Below are 15,538 nucleotides of genomic sequence, written 5' to 3' on the forward strand. Positions count from 1 at the left end.
CCCCGGAGGGCTTTCGGTCTCTCCCCGCCGGCCTCCCGGCTCCCGGCGTCAGCCCTTGTCCGCACCGCTGGTCAGGCCCTCGGTGAGGAGCCGTTCGGCGGAGAAGAACAGGAGTACCACAGGGATGGTGAGGACGACCGACCCGGCCATCAGCACCGTCTTGGACACCTCGATGCCGTTGGCGAGTTGCTGGAGGCCGAGGGAGACGGTCCACCGTTCGGGGTCGGCCGCCAGGAAGAGGAGGGCGAACAGGAACTCGTTCCAGGCGATCATGAAGACGTAGAGCCCGGTGGCCATGAGGGTCGGCAGGGCGAGCGGCAGGATGATCTTGCGTACCGTCTGCAGTCGTGACGCGCCGTCGATCGCCGCCGCCTCCTCGATGCTGAACGGGATGGTGACGAAGTAGTTCTTCAGCATGTAGATCGAGACGGGCACGGTCTGCGCGATGTAGACGATGGCGAGCCCGATCAGGCTCCCCGACAGCCCCATCTTCGCGAACATGACGAAGAGCGGGACGGCCAGCAGCGTGGCCGGGAACAGGTAGACGGCGAGGAAGACCGCGCTGATCTGACGGTTGCCGAAGAACTTCAGCCGGCTGACGGCGTACGCGCCGGGGACCGCGGCGGCCAGTGTGAGCAGGACCGTGGCGACGGCGACGAGTGCCGAGTTGAACAGCATGCCGAGGAAGCCCTGGCCACCGTCCTCCGAGGACTTGAGGACGCTCCGGTACGTGTCGAGCGTGAAGTCCTTCGCCGAGACCCAGAGGTTCCCCGGGTCCAGGAGGAGTGCGTCGATGGGCTTCACCGACAGCATCAGCATGTAGTAGAAGGGCACGATCGTGATCGCCGCGAGGAAGACGATCACGACCCGGCGCAGGACTCCGAAGAAGCGTTCCTCGAACTGGGCGCGGGTGAGCCGGGGACGCCGCGGTGCCGGCACCGGTCGGGTGGTGCTCTCCGCCCGGTCACGGGTCATGGTGGGGGTGGCGGTCATGCCGACTCCTCCTGCATCTTCTTGCCGAAGAACTTGAAGTAGACGCCCAGGAGGGCCATGAGCACCACGGCGAGGACGAGGGCCTGCGCGGAGGCCGCCCCGACGTCGAAGCGCGAGGTGAGGAAGTCGTACACGCGGACAGCGACGACGTCCGTGCCGGAACCACCGCCGGTGAGCAGGTAGATGTCGTCGAACTTGTTGAACGTCATGATGAAGCGCAGGACGGACAGCAGGGCGATGACGGGCATCAGCTGCGGCAGCAGGATGTGCCGGAAGCGCTGGGAGAGCGTGGCACCGTCGACCTCCGCGGCCTCCTCCAGGCCCGCCGGTACCGCCTGGAGGCGGGCGAGCATGAAGAGGAAGGCGAACGGGAAGTAGCGCCAGGTCTCGAAGGCGATGACGGTCAGCAGGGCCAGCGGGATGTCGAAGTGGACGCCGAGCACGCCGACTTCGTAGGACCGGGTGGACAGGAAGGCGATGGGGTCGTCCCAGCCGAAGAGCTTCTGGCCCCATTCGTTCACGATGCCGTACTGCGGGCTGAGCGCGACCTCCCAGACGAAGGAGACCGCCACCACGGGGGCGACGTACGGCAGGAGCATGGCGGCGCGCAGGGCGCCCCTGCCGCGGAAGGGCCTGCGCAGGGCGAGGGCGGCGATCAGACCGAGGACGACGGAGCCGGCGGTGGCGCCGACGGTGTACAGGAGCGTGGTGCCGAGGCTGCTCCAGAAGCCGGGCGAGCCGAAGACCTGGGAGAAGTTGTCCAGGGTCCAGCGGCCGAAGAGGCCGTTCTCCTGGATGTCGACCAGCTTGGCGTTCTGGAAGGCGAGCAGGACGGTCCAGAGGATCGGCAGGATCACCACGACCAGGACCACCAGGAAGGTGGGGGTCACGAAGGCGAGCCCCGCGCGGTTCTCCCGCCTGCTCGTGCTCTGCGGTTGGACGCGGCGCTTCTTCGCACCGCTCGTGATTGTGCTCATGGGTCGGTTACCTCGTGAGGGAGCGGCGGGCGGCTACTGGAGGGACTTCTGGAGGGCGGCCACTTCGTCGTCGGCCTCCTCGGCTGCCTCGTCGGGCGAGAGCTGGCCGCTGGTCATCGCCCCGATGGCCTTGGCGACGGGGAGTTCGCCGTTCGTGGCGCCGACGAGAGCGCCCTGCCCCTGGGTGAGGCCCCACCGCTTCATGCCGCCGACGCCGGTGACGAGCCGGTCGAGGAGGGCGGAGGGGTAGGCCTTCTGCATGGACTCGCGGCGGTCGACGCCCATGACGCTGGCGCGCCATGCCTGGTCGAAGGAGCCGGGCTTCCCGGCCGTGCCGGTCCGGACGGGGATCTTGCCCTCGGGGGCCATGCCGAACCAGTCGGCGTACCCCTTGCCCATCATGTACTCGATGAACTTCTGGGAGGCGTCCGTCTCGGCGGTCCGGGTGACGGCCCACGAGGTGATCTCCCCGAACTGGGCGGGTTCCTTGCCGTCGGGGCCCTTCAGTGAGGTGACGACGCCGGTGTTACGGGCCAGGAACTTCGGGTCCTTCTTGCACTCCGGGCAGCTGGGCAGCGCGTCGGACCGCAGGCCCGCCAGCTCGTCCAGGAGGAAGGACGACCAGACCATCATCGACGACTGCCCGGCGAAGTAGGTGGCGCGGGTGGAGTCCACGCTCTGGGTGCCGGGCGCTCCGTGCTCGCGGGCGAGCTCGTCGTACGCGGCGAACGCGTTGCGGCACGCCGGGGAGTCGAGAGCGGGCTCGCCCGCCTCGTCGACCAGCTCGCAGCCGTTGGCCAGGGCGAGGTCCTCGAAGCTCTGCTGGGTGAAGACGTCCGAGGGGTCGGTGGCCAGCGAGATGCCGTCCCGGCCGCCCTTGTCGAGGGCGGCGGCGGCCTTCAGGGCGCTCGCGTAGTCCTCCGGTGCGTCCAGCCCGGCCTTCGCGAACAGGTCCTTGCGGTAGACGAGGATCTGGAGCCAGGCGTCGGAAGGGACCCCGAGTCTGGTGCCCTTGTCGGAGGTGAGTTCGAGCGCGTTGGCGTTGAACGTTTCCGGCCGCAGGTCCTTCACGATGCGGTCCGCGACCTCGGTGTCGAGCAGGCCGTTGCCGTACATCTGCCAGACCTGGCCCATCGGGACCGCCCCGATCACGTCCGGGAGCTTGCCGGCCGCGGCGGCGGACATGATCAGCTGCGGCAGCTGGGCCTCGTCCACGCCGACGAGGTCGACCTCGACACCGCTCTCCTTCTCGAAACGGCTGATGACCTCCCTGGTCGCCGCCATCCTCGGCGGCAGGTTCTCCTGCGACCACACCGTGATCCTGTTGTCGGGCCTCTCCGCACCGGAGCTGCCGGAGCAGCCGGCCAGGAGGCCCCCCGCCAGAGTCGCGGCGAGCCCGAACAGGGTCACCTTCGACCGTCGGGTCTTCATCACCATGCTGTGTCCTCACGCCACTTACGCACTTTCCTGACGCATCTCAGCATCACTTTTGCTTATTGACAAGACATAACTCTGAGATATCTTCGACTGAAGTCAGCGAGAAACACCCCTTCAAGCGCTACCGGAGCCCCCCGTGGAACGCGTCGTCCAGTTCACCGGCCCCCGTCAGGTCGAAGTCGCCGAGCACGGGAGCGCTCCGCTCCCCGCGGGGCACCTGCGGGTCCGCACCCGCTACTCCGGCATTTCGGCAGGAACCGAACTCACCGCCTACCGGGGGACGAACCCGTATCTGACGCGCACCTGGGACGCCGAGGCCCGGATCTTCCGCGACGGTGCGGCCGGGATCGAGTACCCGGTGGCCGGCTGGGGCTACTCCGAGGTCGGAGAGGTCACCGAGGTCTCGCCCGAGCTCGTCGGCACGTCCGGCATGCCGGTCGTGGGCGATCTGGTCTGGGGCATCTGGGGCCACCGCAGCGAGGGCATCGTCCCGGCCGAGCGCATGATCGGCCACACCCTGCCCGCGGGACTGGAGCCGCTCGCCGGGGCCTTCGCCCGGGTCGGCGCCATCGCGTACAACGCGATCCTCGCCGCGGACATCCACCTGGGCGAGGACGTGGCCGTCTTCGGCCAGGGCGTCATCGGGCTGCTCACCACCCGTCTCGCCCAGCTCAACGGCGCACGCGTCACCGCGGTCGACGCACTCGACGGCCGGCTCGCGACGGCCCGTGAGTACGGGGCACGGCACACCCTCAACGCCCGTACCGGCACCGTCGCCGAAAGCATCCGGGCCGCCACCGGCGGGTCGGGCGCGGACGTCGCGATCGAGATCAGCGGTGTGTACCCGGCCCTGCACGAGGCCGTGCGCTCCGTCACCGTCGGCGGCCGGGTCGTGGCGTCCGGCTTCTACCAGGGCGACGGCGCAGGTCTCCGCCTGGGCGACGAGTTCCACCACAACCGTGTGCAGCTGATCTGCTCCCAGATCGGCGGAGTGCCCCCGCAGCTGGCGGGGCGCTGGACCGTCGAGCGCCTCCAGCAGACCTTCCTCTCGCTGGTCGCCGAAGGCCAGGTCGACGTGAAGTCCCTGGTCAGTCATGTCGTCCCGGTGGCTGAGGCCGCCGACGCGTATGTGCTGCTCGACGAGACGCCCGCCGACGCCCTCCAGGTCGTCCTGGAGTTCTGAGCCCCGCGGCCAGGACCGATCCACCCACCGGAACTCCCGAGCGCCCTCCGACGGCGCCGAAAGGCACCCCATGCTGAAAACCGCCTGCCAGGAACAGCTTCTCCCCGGCGACACACTCCAGGAGAAGTGGGCCTTCGCCCAGGACGCCGGCTACGACGCCGTTGAGCTGCGGTCGAAGGGGGACTTCCACTTCCGTGACCGCCTGCCCGAGCTCAAGCAGGCCCTCGCCGACGGCGTGGTCATGCCGACCGTCTGCGTCGACATGCTGCACTTCTTCGCCGCGTTCGACGACGGCCTGCGCCGCGACGCCCTGGAGCAGATGAAGTCCCAGCTCTCCGTCGCCGCCGAGATCGGAGCGCTGGGCGTCCAGACCCCCGCGTCCTACGGGATGTTCTCGCGCAGGCTCCCCCCGTTCGAGCCGCCGCGCACCGAGGAGCAGGACCGCGAGGTACTGCTGTCCGGCCTCTCGGAGCTGGGCGAGCACGCGCGCCGCGAGGGCGTGACCCTCTACCTGGAGCCGCTCAACCGGTACGAGGACCACATGGTCAACCGGCTGGAGCAGGCCGTCGACCTGATCCGTACGGTGGGCCTGGACTCGGTCCGCGTCGGTATCGACAGCTATCACATGAACATCGAGGAGGCCGACCCCTCGGCCTCGATCCTTGCGGCGGCCCCCTACATCGGCCACGCCCAGGTCAGCGACTCGAACCGCTTCCAGCCGGGAGCCGGCCACCTCGACTGGCCCGCCTGGATCGGCGCGCTGCACAGCATCGGCTACGACGGCTACCTCGCCGCCGAGTGCCGGCTGACCGGCGACCCGCTCGCGGCCGTGCGCTCCGTCCCCGCGTTCCTCCGGAGGTCCGGCGCGTGACGACGCTGCTCGAAACCCCCGTGCCCGCCGCCGCCGATCACCTGACCGTTCGGCGCGGCGCGGCGCGGGTACTCCTCACCAACTGGACGGGATCCTCGACCGTTCCGTCGCGCGGTCTGTATCCGCACCAGTGGAGCTGGGACTCGGCCTTCATCGCGATCGGTCTGCGCCATCTGTCGGTGCGCCGGGCCCAGCGCGAACTGGAGAGTCTTCTGGGCGCGCAGTGGGCCGACGGGCGCGTCCCCCACATCGTGTTCAGCCCCGCCGTGCCCCTCGACGCGTACTTCCCCAGCCCCGACTTCTGGCGCTCCTCCACGGACGGTGCCTCGGCGGGCGCCCCGGCCGGCACCGAGACCTCCGGCATCGTGCAACCGCCGGTCCACGCGCTCGCGGCCTGGCTCGTCCACGAGGCGGACCCGGAGACGTCGCGCCGCCGCGGCTTCCTGCCCCGCGTGTACGACCGGCTCGTGGCCTGGCACGACTACCTCACGGGCCCCCGCGACCTCGGCGGCGGCGGGCTGGCCGCGATGGTGCACCCGTGGGAGCCCGGTATGGACAACAGCCCGTGCTGGGACGGCCCGTTGGGGCGTGTCGAGCCGGCCGCCCCCGGTTCGTACCGGCGCGCCGACCTCGACCACGGGCAGCCCTCCGAACGCCCCACCGATCTGGACTACGGACGGTACGTACGGCTCGCCGCCGACTACCGCGACGGCGGATACGCGGATGTGCCGGGCGGGCACGCCTTCGCCGTCGAGGACCCCTGCGTCAACGCGCTGCTGATCGTCTCCGAGCACGCGCTGGCCCGGATCGCCGCCGAGACGGGGGCGGACCCCGCCCCCCACGAGGCGCGGGCGGCGCGCCTCACCGCGGCCCTGGTGGAGCGGCTCTGGTCGCCCGCCGACGGCATGTTCCTCTGCCGTGACCTGGCCGGCGGCGGACTGATCCGCGAGCGGAGCGTCGCCGGGCTCGTCCCGCTGATGGTCCCCGGCCTCCCCCAGGACGTCGTGGACGCACTGCTCGGCACGGTGAGGGGCACCGGCTTCCGCCTCGGCGAGGTCCCGATGGCTCCTTCGTACGACATCACCGGGCACGCCTTCGACCCGTCCCGCTACTGGCGCGGACCCGCCTGGTTCAACACCAACTGGCTGCTGGAACGCGGTCTGCGCCGGTGCGGGCAGGTCCGCGAGGCGGACGCGCTCCGGGCGGCCATGCTCGACGCGGCCGGTGGCAGTTCCTTCGCCGAGTACGTGGACCCGTTCACGGCCGAGGCCCGCGGGACCCGCTCCTTCGGCTGGACGGCGGCCCTCACCCTCGATCTGCTGGCCGCCGGCCCGCACCACACCCCGATCGGAGCACACACGTGAACGGCACGGCGGAGACCACGCTGGTCCGTGCGGGCACCTTCGCGGTGCTCGGGGCGGACGGCGGTGTGAGCGGCCGTCGCGGCACCTCCCCCGACGGACTGTTCCATCGCGACGCCCGGCACCTGAGCCGGTGGACACTGACCGTCGACGGCGCCGAGCCGGCCGTGCTGGTGCCGTCGGACGGTGAGGCGTCCGCCCGGTGCGTGCTCACACCCCCGGGCACCCGGGACGAACCGGCGGGCTACACCGTCTTCCGTGAACAGGCCGTCGCCGCAGGGGTCCTGAGTGAGTGCCTGCGGCTGGTCAACAACCGTCCGGTGCCCGTCACCGCGGTCCTCTCCCTCACCGCCGACGCCGACTTCGCCGACCAGTTCGAACTGCGCTCCGACAAAAGGCGGTACGAGAAGGCCGGCGCGCTGCGCACGGCGAGTGCCCATAGCGAGGGGGTCACCTTCACCTACGAGCGCGGCACATGGCTGTCGCGTACGGCGGTGTGCGCCTCCCCCGCACCGGCCACCGTCCGGCCCGTCGGCGCGCAGGACACGGCCCACCGGCTGGACTGGCACCTGGAACTGCCCGCTCACGGCACGGCCGAACTCCTGCTCACCGTCACGGCGTACGCGCACGGAGCGCCCGCGCCGGCCCTGGTCGGCACACCGGCCGAGGCGGTCGCGGAACAGGTGGCGGACACATCGGCGTTCACCGGCGCGGAGCTGCCCGTTCCGGCCGGCGCCCCCGAGGGCCTGGCCGCCGCCTGTGCCCGTGGACTGAGCGACCTGGCGGCCCTGCGGGTTCCAGCCACCGGCCCGGACGGCGAGCGCGTGCGCGTACCAGCGGCGGGGATCCCCTGGTTCCTCACCCTCTTCGGGCGCGACTCCCTGTTCACCTCGCTCTTCGCGCTCCCGTACCGGCCCGAGCTGGCGGAGGGCACCCTGCGCGCCCTCGCGGCCACCCAGGGCACGGAGTACGACACCGGGCGCGGCGAGCAGCCGGGGCGCATCGTCCACGAGATCCGGCACGGCGAACTGGCCCACTTCCGCCAGGTGCCGTACGGCCGCTACTACGGCTCGGTCGACGCCACCCCGCTCTTCCTCGTGCTCCTGGACACCTTCACCGAGGCCACGGGCGACCGTGCCCTGGCCGTCCGTCTGGAGGACCACGCGCGGGCGGCCGTGGACTGGATGTTCCGCGACGGCGGCCTGGACGACGGCGGTTACCTGGTCTACTCGCCCGACCCGCAGGGCCTGGTGAACCAGAACTGGAAGGACTCCGACGGCGCCGTCTGCTTCCTCGACGGCACCCAGGCCGAGGGACCGATCGCGGTCGCGGAGGCACAGGGGTACGCCTACGACGCGCTGGTGCGCACCGCGCGGCTGGCCCGCTCGGTGTGGGACGACGACGCGTACGCCGACCGGCTCGACAGCGCCGCCGCCGGTCTGCGGGCCCGATTCCTGCGGGACTTCTGGATGCCGGGCCCCGACTTCCCGGCGCTCGCGCTGGACGGCCGGGGCAGGCGGGTCGACTCGCTGGCCTCGGACGCCGGTCACCTGCTGTGGTCCGGCATCCTGGACGACCGGCACGCGCGGCGCGTGGGCCGGCGCCTGCTGGAGCCCGACTTCTTCTCGGGGTGGGCCATCCGTACGCTGGCGTCCGGCCAGCCGGGATACCACCCGCTCTCGTACCACCGGGGCACGTCCTGGCCGCACGACAACGCGGTCATTCTGCTCGGTCTGGCACGGTACGGCCTGCGGGAGGAGGCGCGCACGGTCGCCCTCGGCCTGCTGGAGGCGTCGGCCCACCACGGTCACCGGCTGCCCGAGGTCATGGCGGGCTACTCGCGCGCCCAGCACCCCCGGCCCGTTCCCTATCCCCACTCCTGCTCACCGCAGGCCTGGGCGGCGGCAACCCCTCTGGCCGTGCTCACCGCGCTGCTGGCGGAGGACGATCGTGTTCCGACCCGCCACGACGCCCCGGGAATGGCACAGTCGCCTTCCGTGGACCGGAGGCCGCAACGGCCGTGACGTCAGCGGAAGAGAGTGGTGGGCGATGAGGCTTGTCGTTCAGGAGTTCCTGTCCCTCGACGGTGTCTCCCAGGGCCCCGGGTCCCCGGACGAGGACCGGAGCGACGGTTTCGACCGGAGCGGCTGGTTCGTACCGCCCACGGCCTGCCCAAGTACGTGGCCTCCCACAGCCTGACCACGGCCGGCTGGAACCCGACAACCGTTCTGAGCGGGGATGTCCCCGCGCCCCGGCCGGCCTGCGCCTCGTCAGCCACAGGACGACCGCGCGCGGGCTCTCGGTCCACACCTTCGAACCGACGGGACTGCCGGGGCAAGGGGTGTACGGGGCCGGGGCCCGAGCCGGGTCACGCCGAGGGGACGGCCGGCTACCGCTGTCCGTGCCCCTGCTCCTGCAGGCGGCGGCCCTCGTCCCGCAGCCGCTGGTCCTGCAGCGCCTTGCCGTCCGCTTCCATCTTCCGCCCTCGCAACAGCTTGAGCGCGGAAACCATCTTGCCCATGAGAGCACCTCACGATGTCGACACCGCCGGGCCTGTCCACGGCAGGCCCTTCCGCCCGGCCGGCCGCCGCGACTCCGAAGAGCCACGCCGGTCCGCCTTGTCCCAATTTTTCCCGCCGATCGAAACCGAATGCAAGTGCGGGCGGCCGCCCGTTACCGAACAGGCGGCAGAAGCACGGGCGTGCGGTCAGCGCGGTGCCCGGATCCTGTCGATGATGCGCGTCCAGTTGTCGCCGCCGTGCCCGTCCTCGATCGCGTGCCGGTAGTGGGCCTGCACGGCCAGTGGGAGCGCCAGGTCGAGTCCGAGTGATGCACTGGTCTCGACGATGTGGTCGGCCGTCGCCCCCATCATGGTGACCGTGCTGAGGTCTCCGGGATGCTCCCCGGCATCGAGCGCCGCACCGGGACGCTCGTCGCCGGCCCTCAGGATGTCGCTGACCGTGTCGGCGGCCGAAAGCAGCTCCGGGAGTGTTTCCTCGGCCTTCATCCCGGCGGTCCCCAGCATCGCCGTGGCATGCATCAGCGCGGAGAGGGTGGTGAGGAACACCGCGAGCTGGGCTTGGTACATCATCTGGGCGAGGCCCGGATCGTCGCCCAGGTACCTGGGCGCCCCGAGCGGAGCCAACACCGCCCGGTGACTCTCCATCACCTCACCGGGGCCGCTGTAGTAGACGTAGGACGCCTCCGTGCCGACCATCGGTGCCGGGGCCATGATCCCGCCCGCGAGGAAGTCCGCACCGTGGCCCGCCGCCCAGGCGGCGGCCTCCCGTGTGCGGTCGGGGGTGTCGGAACTCAGGTTCACCAGCGTCCGGCCCGCCAGCGATCCGGTGGCGCTGCCGAGGATGTCGTACATCGCCCGGTAGTCCGTGAGGCTGAGGATCACCAGGCCGCTCGCTTCGACGGCCTCCCGCGGTGTCGCCGCGCGGGTCGCCCCGTCGGCGACGACGCCGTCGGCGCGGGAGGCGGTGCGGTTCCAGACGGTGACCGGGTGGCCGGCGGTGAGGAGGGTGCGTGTCATCGCCCGGCCCATCGGGCCGAGCCCGATCACGGTGACAGCGTGGTCTTGTCCGGTGTTACGGGTCTGTTCGTTCACCCCTCCATCGTCGAAGAGCGGCTCTACTCTCGGAAGTACCCACTATTTACTGCGGTACTTACCTTTTAGTAAGGGAGCCACTGATGACCAAGGCACCGAGACGCGGGCCCTACATCTGCGGCATCGACGCCGCGTTCGACGTGGTGAGCGGCAAGTGGAAGGGGCTGATCCTCTGGGAGCTCGACGCCCATCGCGTACGCCGGTTCGCCGAGCTCCGCCGGGGGCTGCCGGGAGTGAGCGAGAAGATGCTGACCCAGCACCTGCGGGAGATGGAAGCGGACGGTCTCGTGCACCGGGAGGTCTACGCCGAGGTGCCGCCACGGGTGGAGTACTCCCTGACCGAGCACGGGCACACGCTCAACCAGGCGCTCGGGCCACTCGGCGCCTGGGGGATCGAGCGCATGCGCCGCGAAGGCTCCGAAAGGGCCGGCCTGGTGGAGATTTCACCCGGCTGAGCAGTCGTCCGGCCGGCCGGACAGACAGTTGGACGCGGTGAGTGGCTGCCGCGTTCAGAGGGAGACCGCGGCCAGGGCGACGACGGAGCCGCCGAAGACCACGGTGTTACGCAGATACGTCTGGGCGCGCACCCAGCGCGGGAAGGCGCCCTCGGCGGCCCGCAGGAAGGGCGCGACCTCGACGCCGGCCAGTTCCGGGTCGCCCTTGCCACGGAAGGCGGCCTCCACGGACTTCACGGCGGTGAGGTTGCTGTAGACGATCACCGCGTTCATCAGCAGCACCAGCGAGGAGAATACCCAGGTCAGCAGCTGGGCCGGAGCGGCGTCGGTGAGGTTCACGGCGGCCACGGCGGTCATCACGGCGGCCACGGCCACGGGGGCCGCGGTCTCGTGACCGCCCGCGTCGAAGCGGAGGTTGTTCTCCTCCAGCACCTCCGGGCGGACGTTCTGGCGCCGGAGCTCGGCCGCCGCGGCGGCCTTCGCGGCGGGCCCGAAGCGGTGGCGGACCACCGGGATGCTGACGAAGGCGGCGGCGATCAGCAACTGCATGACGGCGGCGAGGGTGTTCATCGGCTCTCCTCTGGACTTGCACTTAGTTCAACCAGCTGGACGAGAGGACCGTAAACCCAGACCTGAACAGTGTGCAAGTGCCTTGTTGAACTTTGTGCAAGTGCTGCGTACGGTGTGGGCATGGCACGCGACACCCTGACCCGGGACCAGATCGTCCGCACCGCCGTCGAACTCCTGGATACCGACGGGCTCGCGGGGCTCAACATGCGCGCCTTGGGCACCAGGCTCAACTCGGCAGCCACCGCCGTGTACTGGCACGTCAAGAACAAGGACAACCTCGTCCTGCTCGCCACCGATCAGGTGTGGAGCGAACTCACGCTGCCCGACCACGGGGCGGCCGACTGGCGCGCCGCGGCCACCGTCATGGCAACCGACCTGCATGCGATGTTCACCCGCCACCCCTGGCTGGTGCAGGTCCTCGCCGCGCACCTCGTCCACGGCGAGGGCAAGGCCCGCCACGACGACCGCAGCCTGGCCGTCTACGAATCCGCCGGCTTCACCGCCGCGCAGGCCGATCAGGCGGCGGGCGCCGTCTTCACCTACGTACTGGGCAACGCGGCCGGTGCCGCCGCTTCCGCCTCACTGGCACGGAGACGCGCCGAAGGCGGAAGCGCCGCCGAAGAGCAGCTCCGGCACACCATGACCGAGGCGCGGAAGACCGCCATGCGCTATCCGCATCTGCGCGCCCGGCTGGGCACGGCGGCGGCGGCCGACTACGCCGCCGCCGCCGACAACACCTTCGAGTTCGGCCTCCGAGCCCTCCTCGACGGCCTGGAGAAGCAACTCACCGCGTAGACAGCGAGCAGACGGCCCGTCGGGCGGCCCCCGCGCCGCGAGCCCGTACGCGTCGCCCGGGTCTTCCGGGGCTCCGCGGGCGGCAGGTCCTCACGCGCGCCGGTCCTGCCGGAGCGTGACGAGAGGGAGGAACAGCAGGTCCACGACTTCCTCCAGATCGGCCTCGGAGGGGGTGCGGCGGGCCATGAGCAGGTCATGGAGGACGAGGACGACCGGCAGCGCGACCAGCCGGTCGGGGAGCGGAACCGCGGGATCGATCTCTCCGCGGCGGGCGGCCCGCTCCAGGACCGTACTCATCCAGTCGCCGCCGGGGCTGCGGTTACGCGAGGTCAGGTACGCAGACAGCTCCGTGTCCTGCCCCTGCTCCGCGGCGAGGGCCTGTCGCACATGGGCCAGACCGGCCGTCTGCCCCACGACGAAGCGGAGCAGGGCGAGCACGTCACCGCGCAGACTCCCCGTGTCCGGCGGCTCGTCCGGTACGGGCGGCGCCTTGCTGCGCAGGGCGGCCAGCACGAGCTCCCGCTTCGTCGGCCAGCGACGGTAGAGGACGGCACGACTGGTGCCGGCACGGCCCGCGACCGCTTCGTAGGTCAGTTGTTCGTAGCCGACTGCAGCCAGTTCACCCCAAGCCGCTTCGAGAAGCGCCGCTTCCAGCTCGGCCCCTCGGCGACGCGTGCGCGCAGGCTCTTCAGACACGTCGTGTATCTTAAGCGAAAGCCATAAGATACACAGCGACTCTTATTGGAGGCGTGCGAATGCGCGGCAGAGGCATCCACTACGACACCGGCATGTACGTCCTCGGCAAACACTCGAAGCCGTCCTTCGACCCCCGCGCCGTGGAGCGGGAGATACGCGTCATCAGCGAGGACCTGCACTGCAACGCGATCCGCGTCATCGGTGACGACCCGGACCGCATCGACGTGGCGGCACGGTACGCGGCGGCCGCGGGACTCCAGGTCTGGTACTCGCCGTTCCCCTGCGAGATGACGGACGAACAGATGCTGCCGTACTTCGTCGACTGCGCCGAGCGCGCCGAACGGCTGCGCCTCACCGGTGCGGACGTCATCCTCGTCACGGGCTGCGAGCTGAGCCTGTTCGCCAAGGGGTACCTGCCCGGCGAGACCTTCGCGGCCCGTGTCCCGGTCCTCGCCGGCCCCGACCGGGAGTCGGCCCTCCAGGGAATCCCCGACCGGGTCAACGCCTTCCTCGGTGAGGTCGTCGACGCCGTGCGGCCCGTCTTCGGCGGACCCGTCACCTACGCCTCCAACCCGTTGGACGGCGTGGACTGGAGCCCGTTCGACATCGTCGGCCTCGACGCCTTCCGCGGTCTGCGCAACGCCGCGACCTACCGCGACGACCTGCGCCGCGAGTTCGTCCACGGCAAGCCGGTGGCGATCCTGGAGGTCGGCTGCTGCACCTTCCGCGGGGCAGGCGACTACGGCGGCGCCGGATGGTACGTGGCCATGGAACCGGACGGCGTCACGCTCAGGTCCGACCTGGTGCGCGACGAAGGCGAACAGGTCCGCTACATGGACGACCTCATGCCCGTCTTCGAGGAGGTGGGCGTCGACTCCGTCTTCTGGTTCAGCTTCGCCGACGGCCGCGCCCCCCACCGGCCGGGCAGCGGCCCGGACCTGGACATGGCCTCCTACAGCATCGTGAAGCTGCTCGACGAGGACCACGGCACCCCCGCGTCCTCACGCGCCTACCCCCACATGGACTGGGAACCGAAGGAAGCGTTCCACGCGCTCGCGGGCCACTACGAGGCCCTCGCCGCGTCAGGCGCCGTCGCCCCGGCCCCGGAGTAGACGCCCGTGGCGGGTGGCACCGCGCCACCCGCCACGGTGCGACCGCGGGTGCGGCGCCGCTACCCGAAGCACGAATCATGGGTTAGGTTAGGCATACCTAAGTAGCTGCAATGAGGTCTCCCCGCCCGCTCCTCTGGAGAACTTGGATGCGTCTTTCCAACGCCCGCGCCACCCAGCCCTCCCCCGCCGAACGCGTGTTGTCCATCCTGACCGCGGCCCACTCGATGACGGTGGTGAGTGACGGGCTCGACCCCGTCGAGGTGCACCGCCTCGACGGCACACCCGCGATGGGCCACATCCACCTGCACGAACCGTCGGAAGCCGGCTCCGCCCAGCCGGGGCCACGGGTCCCCGTCCGGCTGGAGTTCACCGACATCGCGCCCACCCCCGTACGGGAGCGCACCCGCGCCCGGGTCACGGTGACCGGCCTGCTGACGGCCCCGTACAGCACGGACGCCGCGGAGAGCACCTGCATGGAGTTCGGCCAGGCGGTCTTCGAGGACCGCAGGGGCCGCGCGTTCGTCACGCTGGACACGCTCCAGGAGACCGACCCCGATCCGATCGCCACGAGCGAGGCGGCGATGCTGACCCATCTCGTGGACGATCACGGCGAACTCGTCCCCCTGCTCCTGCGCCTCGTACAGCCGCAGCCGGAGAAGGGCGCGACGCGCGTCCTCCCGCTGGCGATGGACCGTTACGGCGTGACCCTGCGTCTGGAGTACCCCGGAACCCACCGCGACGTGCGCCTTCCGTTCGCGAAGCCCGTGGCCCGCCTCGACCAGGCCGGTCCTCAGATCCACGCCCTGCTGGCGGCCGCCCGTCGCGCGTCCCACCGGAACCAGCTGCTCACCTGACCTCGGCGGCCCGCACCCTGGATAGTTGCAGGGTCCCTTGCGGTGCTCTCCCGCCTAGCCTGATCCGTGTCGGCATCGACTCGTCATCAGCACGAGTGGCGACGAACTACCGAGGGGGAAGACAGCGGACACACACCGGCGGATCGCCGGCGTGCAGGCCCGGGCGGAGGAGCCGGTGCGCGCGAAGGCCGGTAAGAAGCTGGACCGGTTCCAGCAGGCGAAGCGGACGGCGCTGAGCCGGCTTCCGGGTCTCGCCGCCTCCTGACCGGCGCGGTCACGGGGGCACCCAGGCGCTGGAGCACCTGGCCGCACAACCGCTTCCGGAACGCGTCCGGGGGGTGGCGGTTCGCCACCCCCCGGTCATGTCGGCGCGTCCTCAGGTCTGCGGACGGCTGCCGTGGTTCGCGCCGTTCTTGCGGCGGGCCTTCTTCTTGCGACGTCGCTTCGAGGACATCGAACCTCCTGGATCAGTAGTTCTCGCACACTATCCACCGGATTGTCGGCCCCGGCAGCCAATGGGCCCCTTACCCGTCGGCGCGTCGGCAAACACCCGACGCCGGTCCGGACAGGTGGCGTACGTCACGGGGCGCGACGACCGGTTCACCCCCCGTCGGGCCCCCG

Annotated in this window: 17 protein-coding genes; 9 read left to right on the forward strand and 8 right to left on the reverse strand. The window is 70.9% G+C overall.

Annotated features, from left to right (window positions below; translation table 11 throughout):
• Window positions 1–48: 48 nt before the first annotated feature.
• From ACZ32T_RS28275 to ACZ32T_RS28285, 3 genes are read right to left on the reverse strand one after another with little or no spacing between them, the layout of a single operon-like run.
• Window positions 49–975, reverse strand: a complete 927-nt coding sequence (locus ACZ32T_RS28275; RefSeq protein ID WP_467265688.1) for a carbohydrate ABC transporter permease — start codon at window positions 973–975, stop codon at window positions 49–51.
• Window positions 976–989: 14 nt separating this feature from the next.
• Window positions 990–1,970, reverse strand: coding sequence for a carbohydrate ABC transporter permease (locus ACZ32T_RS28280; protein WP_467265316.1), 981 nt, complete (start codon window positions 1,968–1,970; stop codon window positions 990–992).
• Window positions 1,971–2,003: 33 nt separating this feature from the next.
• Window positions 2,004–3,407, reverse strand: coding sequence for an ABC transporter substrate-binding protein (locus ACZ32T_RS28285; RefSeq protein ID WP_467265315.1), 1,404 nt, complete (start codon window positions 3,405–3,407; stop codon window positions 2,004–2,006).
• 136 nt (window positions 3,408–3,543) lie between these two features.
• On the opposite strand from ACZ32T_RS28285, the gene ACZ32T_RS28290 reads away from it, so the two are divergent.
• From ACZ32T_RS28290 to ACZ32T_RS28310, 5 genes are all read left to right on the forward strand, one after another.
• Window positions 3,544–4,590, forward strand: a complete 1,047-nt coding sequence (locus tag ACZ32T_RS28290) for a zinc-dependent alcohol dehydrogenase (RefSeq protein WP_467265313.1) — start codon at window positions 3,544–3,546, stop codon at window positions 4,588–4,590.
• A gap of 70 nt (window positions 4,591–4,660) precedes the next feature.
• Window positions 4,661–5,461 carry a sugar phosphate isomerase/epimerase family protein gene (locus ACZ32T_RS28295; RefSeq protein WP_467265311.1) on the forward strand — a complete coding sequence of 267 codons (801 nt, stop codon included), beginning with the start codon at window positions 4,661–4,663 and terminating at the stop codon, window positions 5,459–5,461.
• Complete coding sequence (locus ACZ32T_RS28300; RefSeq protein WP_467369714.1) at window positions 5,458–6,825, forward strand: MGH1-like glycoside hydrolase domain-containing protein; 1,368 nt, start codon at window positions 5,458–5,460, stop codon at window positions 6,823–6,825. Before ACZ32T_RS28295 ends, ACZ32T_RS28300 begins: the two co-directional genes overlap by 4 nt.
• Window positions 6,822–8,846, forward strand: coding sequence for an amylo-alpha-1,6-glucosidase (locus ACZ32T_RS28305; protein WP_467369716.1), 2,025 nt, complete (start codon window positions 6,822–6,824; stop codon window positions 8,844–8,846). The genes ACZ32T_RS28300 and ACZ32T_RS28305 overlap by 4 nt, the downstream gene beginning before the upstream one ends.
• A gap of 25 nt (window positions 8,847–8,871) precedes the next feature.
• A complete protein-coding gene (locus ACZ32T_RS28310; RefSeq protein WP_467369718.1) occupies window positions 8,872–9,021 on the forward strand; it encodes a hypothetical protein in 150 nt (49 codons plus the stop codon).
• A gap of 190 nt (window positions 9,022–9,211) precedes the next feature.
• On the opposite strand, the gene ACZ32T_RS28315 is transcribed toward ACZ32T_RS28310, so the two are convergent.
• Together ACZ32T_RS28315 and ACZ32T_RS28320 are read right to left on the reverse strand one after the other, a co-directional pair.
• Window positions 9,212–9,343, reverse strand: coding sequence for a hypothetical protein (locus ACZ32T_RS28315; protein WP_467265305.1), 132 nt, complete (start codon window positions 9,341–9,343; stop codon window positions 9,212–9,214).
• Between the two features lie 186 nt (window positions 9,344–9,529).
• The gene (locus tag ACZ32T_RS28320; RefSeq protein WP_467369720.1) at window positions 9,530–10,435 is read right to left on the reverse strand and encodes an NAD(P)-dependent oxidoreductase; all 906 of its coding nucleotides are present in this window, start codon (window positions 10,433–10,435) and stop codon (window positions 9,530–9,532) included.
• An 83-nt stretch (window positions 10,436–10,518) separates the two neighbouring features.
• On the opposite strand from ACZ32T_RS28320, the gene ACZ32T_RS28325 reads away from it, so the two are divergent.
• Window positions 10,519–10,890 carry a winged helix-turn-helix transcriptional regulator gene (locus ACZ32T_RS28325; protein ID WP_467265301.1) on the forward strand — a complete coding sequence of 124 codons (372 nt, stop codon included), beginning with the start codon at window positions 10,519–10,521 and terminating at the stop codon, window positions 10,888–10,890.
• Between the two features lie 54 nt (window positions 10,891–10,944).
• On the opposite strand, the gene ACZ32T_RS28330 is transcribed toward ACZ32T_RS28325, so the two are convergent.
• Window positions 10,945–11,460 (reverse strand): hypothetical protein, encoded by a 516-nt coding sequence (locus tag ACZ32T_RS28330; RefSeq protein ID WP_467369722.1) that lies wholly within the window; start codon window positions 11,458–11,460, stop codon window positions 10,945–10,947.
• Between the two features lie 120 nt (window positions 11,461–11,580).
• On the opposite strand from ACZ32T_RS28330, the gene ACZ32T_RS28335 reads away from it, so the two are divergent.
• Complete coding sequence (locus tag ACZ32T_RS28335) at window positions 11,581–12,255, forward strand: TetR/AcrR family transcriptional regulator (protein ID WP_467369724.1); 675 nt, start codon at window positions 11,581–11,583, stop codon at window positions 12,253–12,255.
• Window positions 12,256–12,345: 90 nt separating this feature from the next.
• Here the strand turns inward: ACZ32T_RS28335 and ACZ32T_RS28340 are convergent, their stop codons facing one another.
• Window positions 12,346–12,951 (reverse strand): TetR/AcrR family transcriptional regulator, encoded by a 606-nt coding sequence (locus ACZ32T_RS28340; protein WP_467369726.1) that lies wholly within the window; start codon window positions 12,949–12,951, stop codon window positions 12,346–12,348.
• Between the two features lie 59 nt (window positions 12,952–13,010).
• Between ACZ32T_RS28340 and ACZ32T_RS28345 the strand changes: the two genes are divergently transcribed.
• Together ACZ32T_RS28345 and ACZ32T_RS28350 are read left to right on the forward strand one after the other, a co-directional pair.
• Entirely contained in the window at window positions 13,011–14,063 is a 1,053-nt protein-coding gene (locus tag ACZ32T_RS28345; RefSeq protein ID WP_467369728.1) for a hypothetical protein, read from the forward strand.
• 146 nt (window positions 14,064–14,209) lie between these two features.
• Window positions 14,210–14,917, forward strand: coding sequence for a DUF2470 domain-containing protein (locus ACZ32T_RS28350; protein WP_467369730.1), 708 nt, complete (start codon window positions 14,210–14,212; stop codon window positions 14,915–14,917).
• Between the two features lie 376 nt (window positions 14,918–15,293).
• Here the strand turns inward: ACZ32T_RS28350 and ACZ32T_RS28355 are convergent, their stop codons facing one another.
• Window positions 15,294–15,371 carry a 50S ribosomal protein bL37 gene (locus ACZ32T_RS28355; protein ID WP_371604899.1) on the reverse strand — a complete coding sequence of 26 codons (78 nt, stop codon included), beginning with the start codon at window positions 15,369–15,371 and terminating at the stop codon, window positions 15,294–15,296.
• Between the last annotated feature and the right edge of the window lie 167 nt (window positions 15,372–15,538).

It is taken from the genome of Streptomyces sp. NPDC023573, from assembly GCF_055559735.1.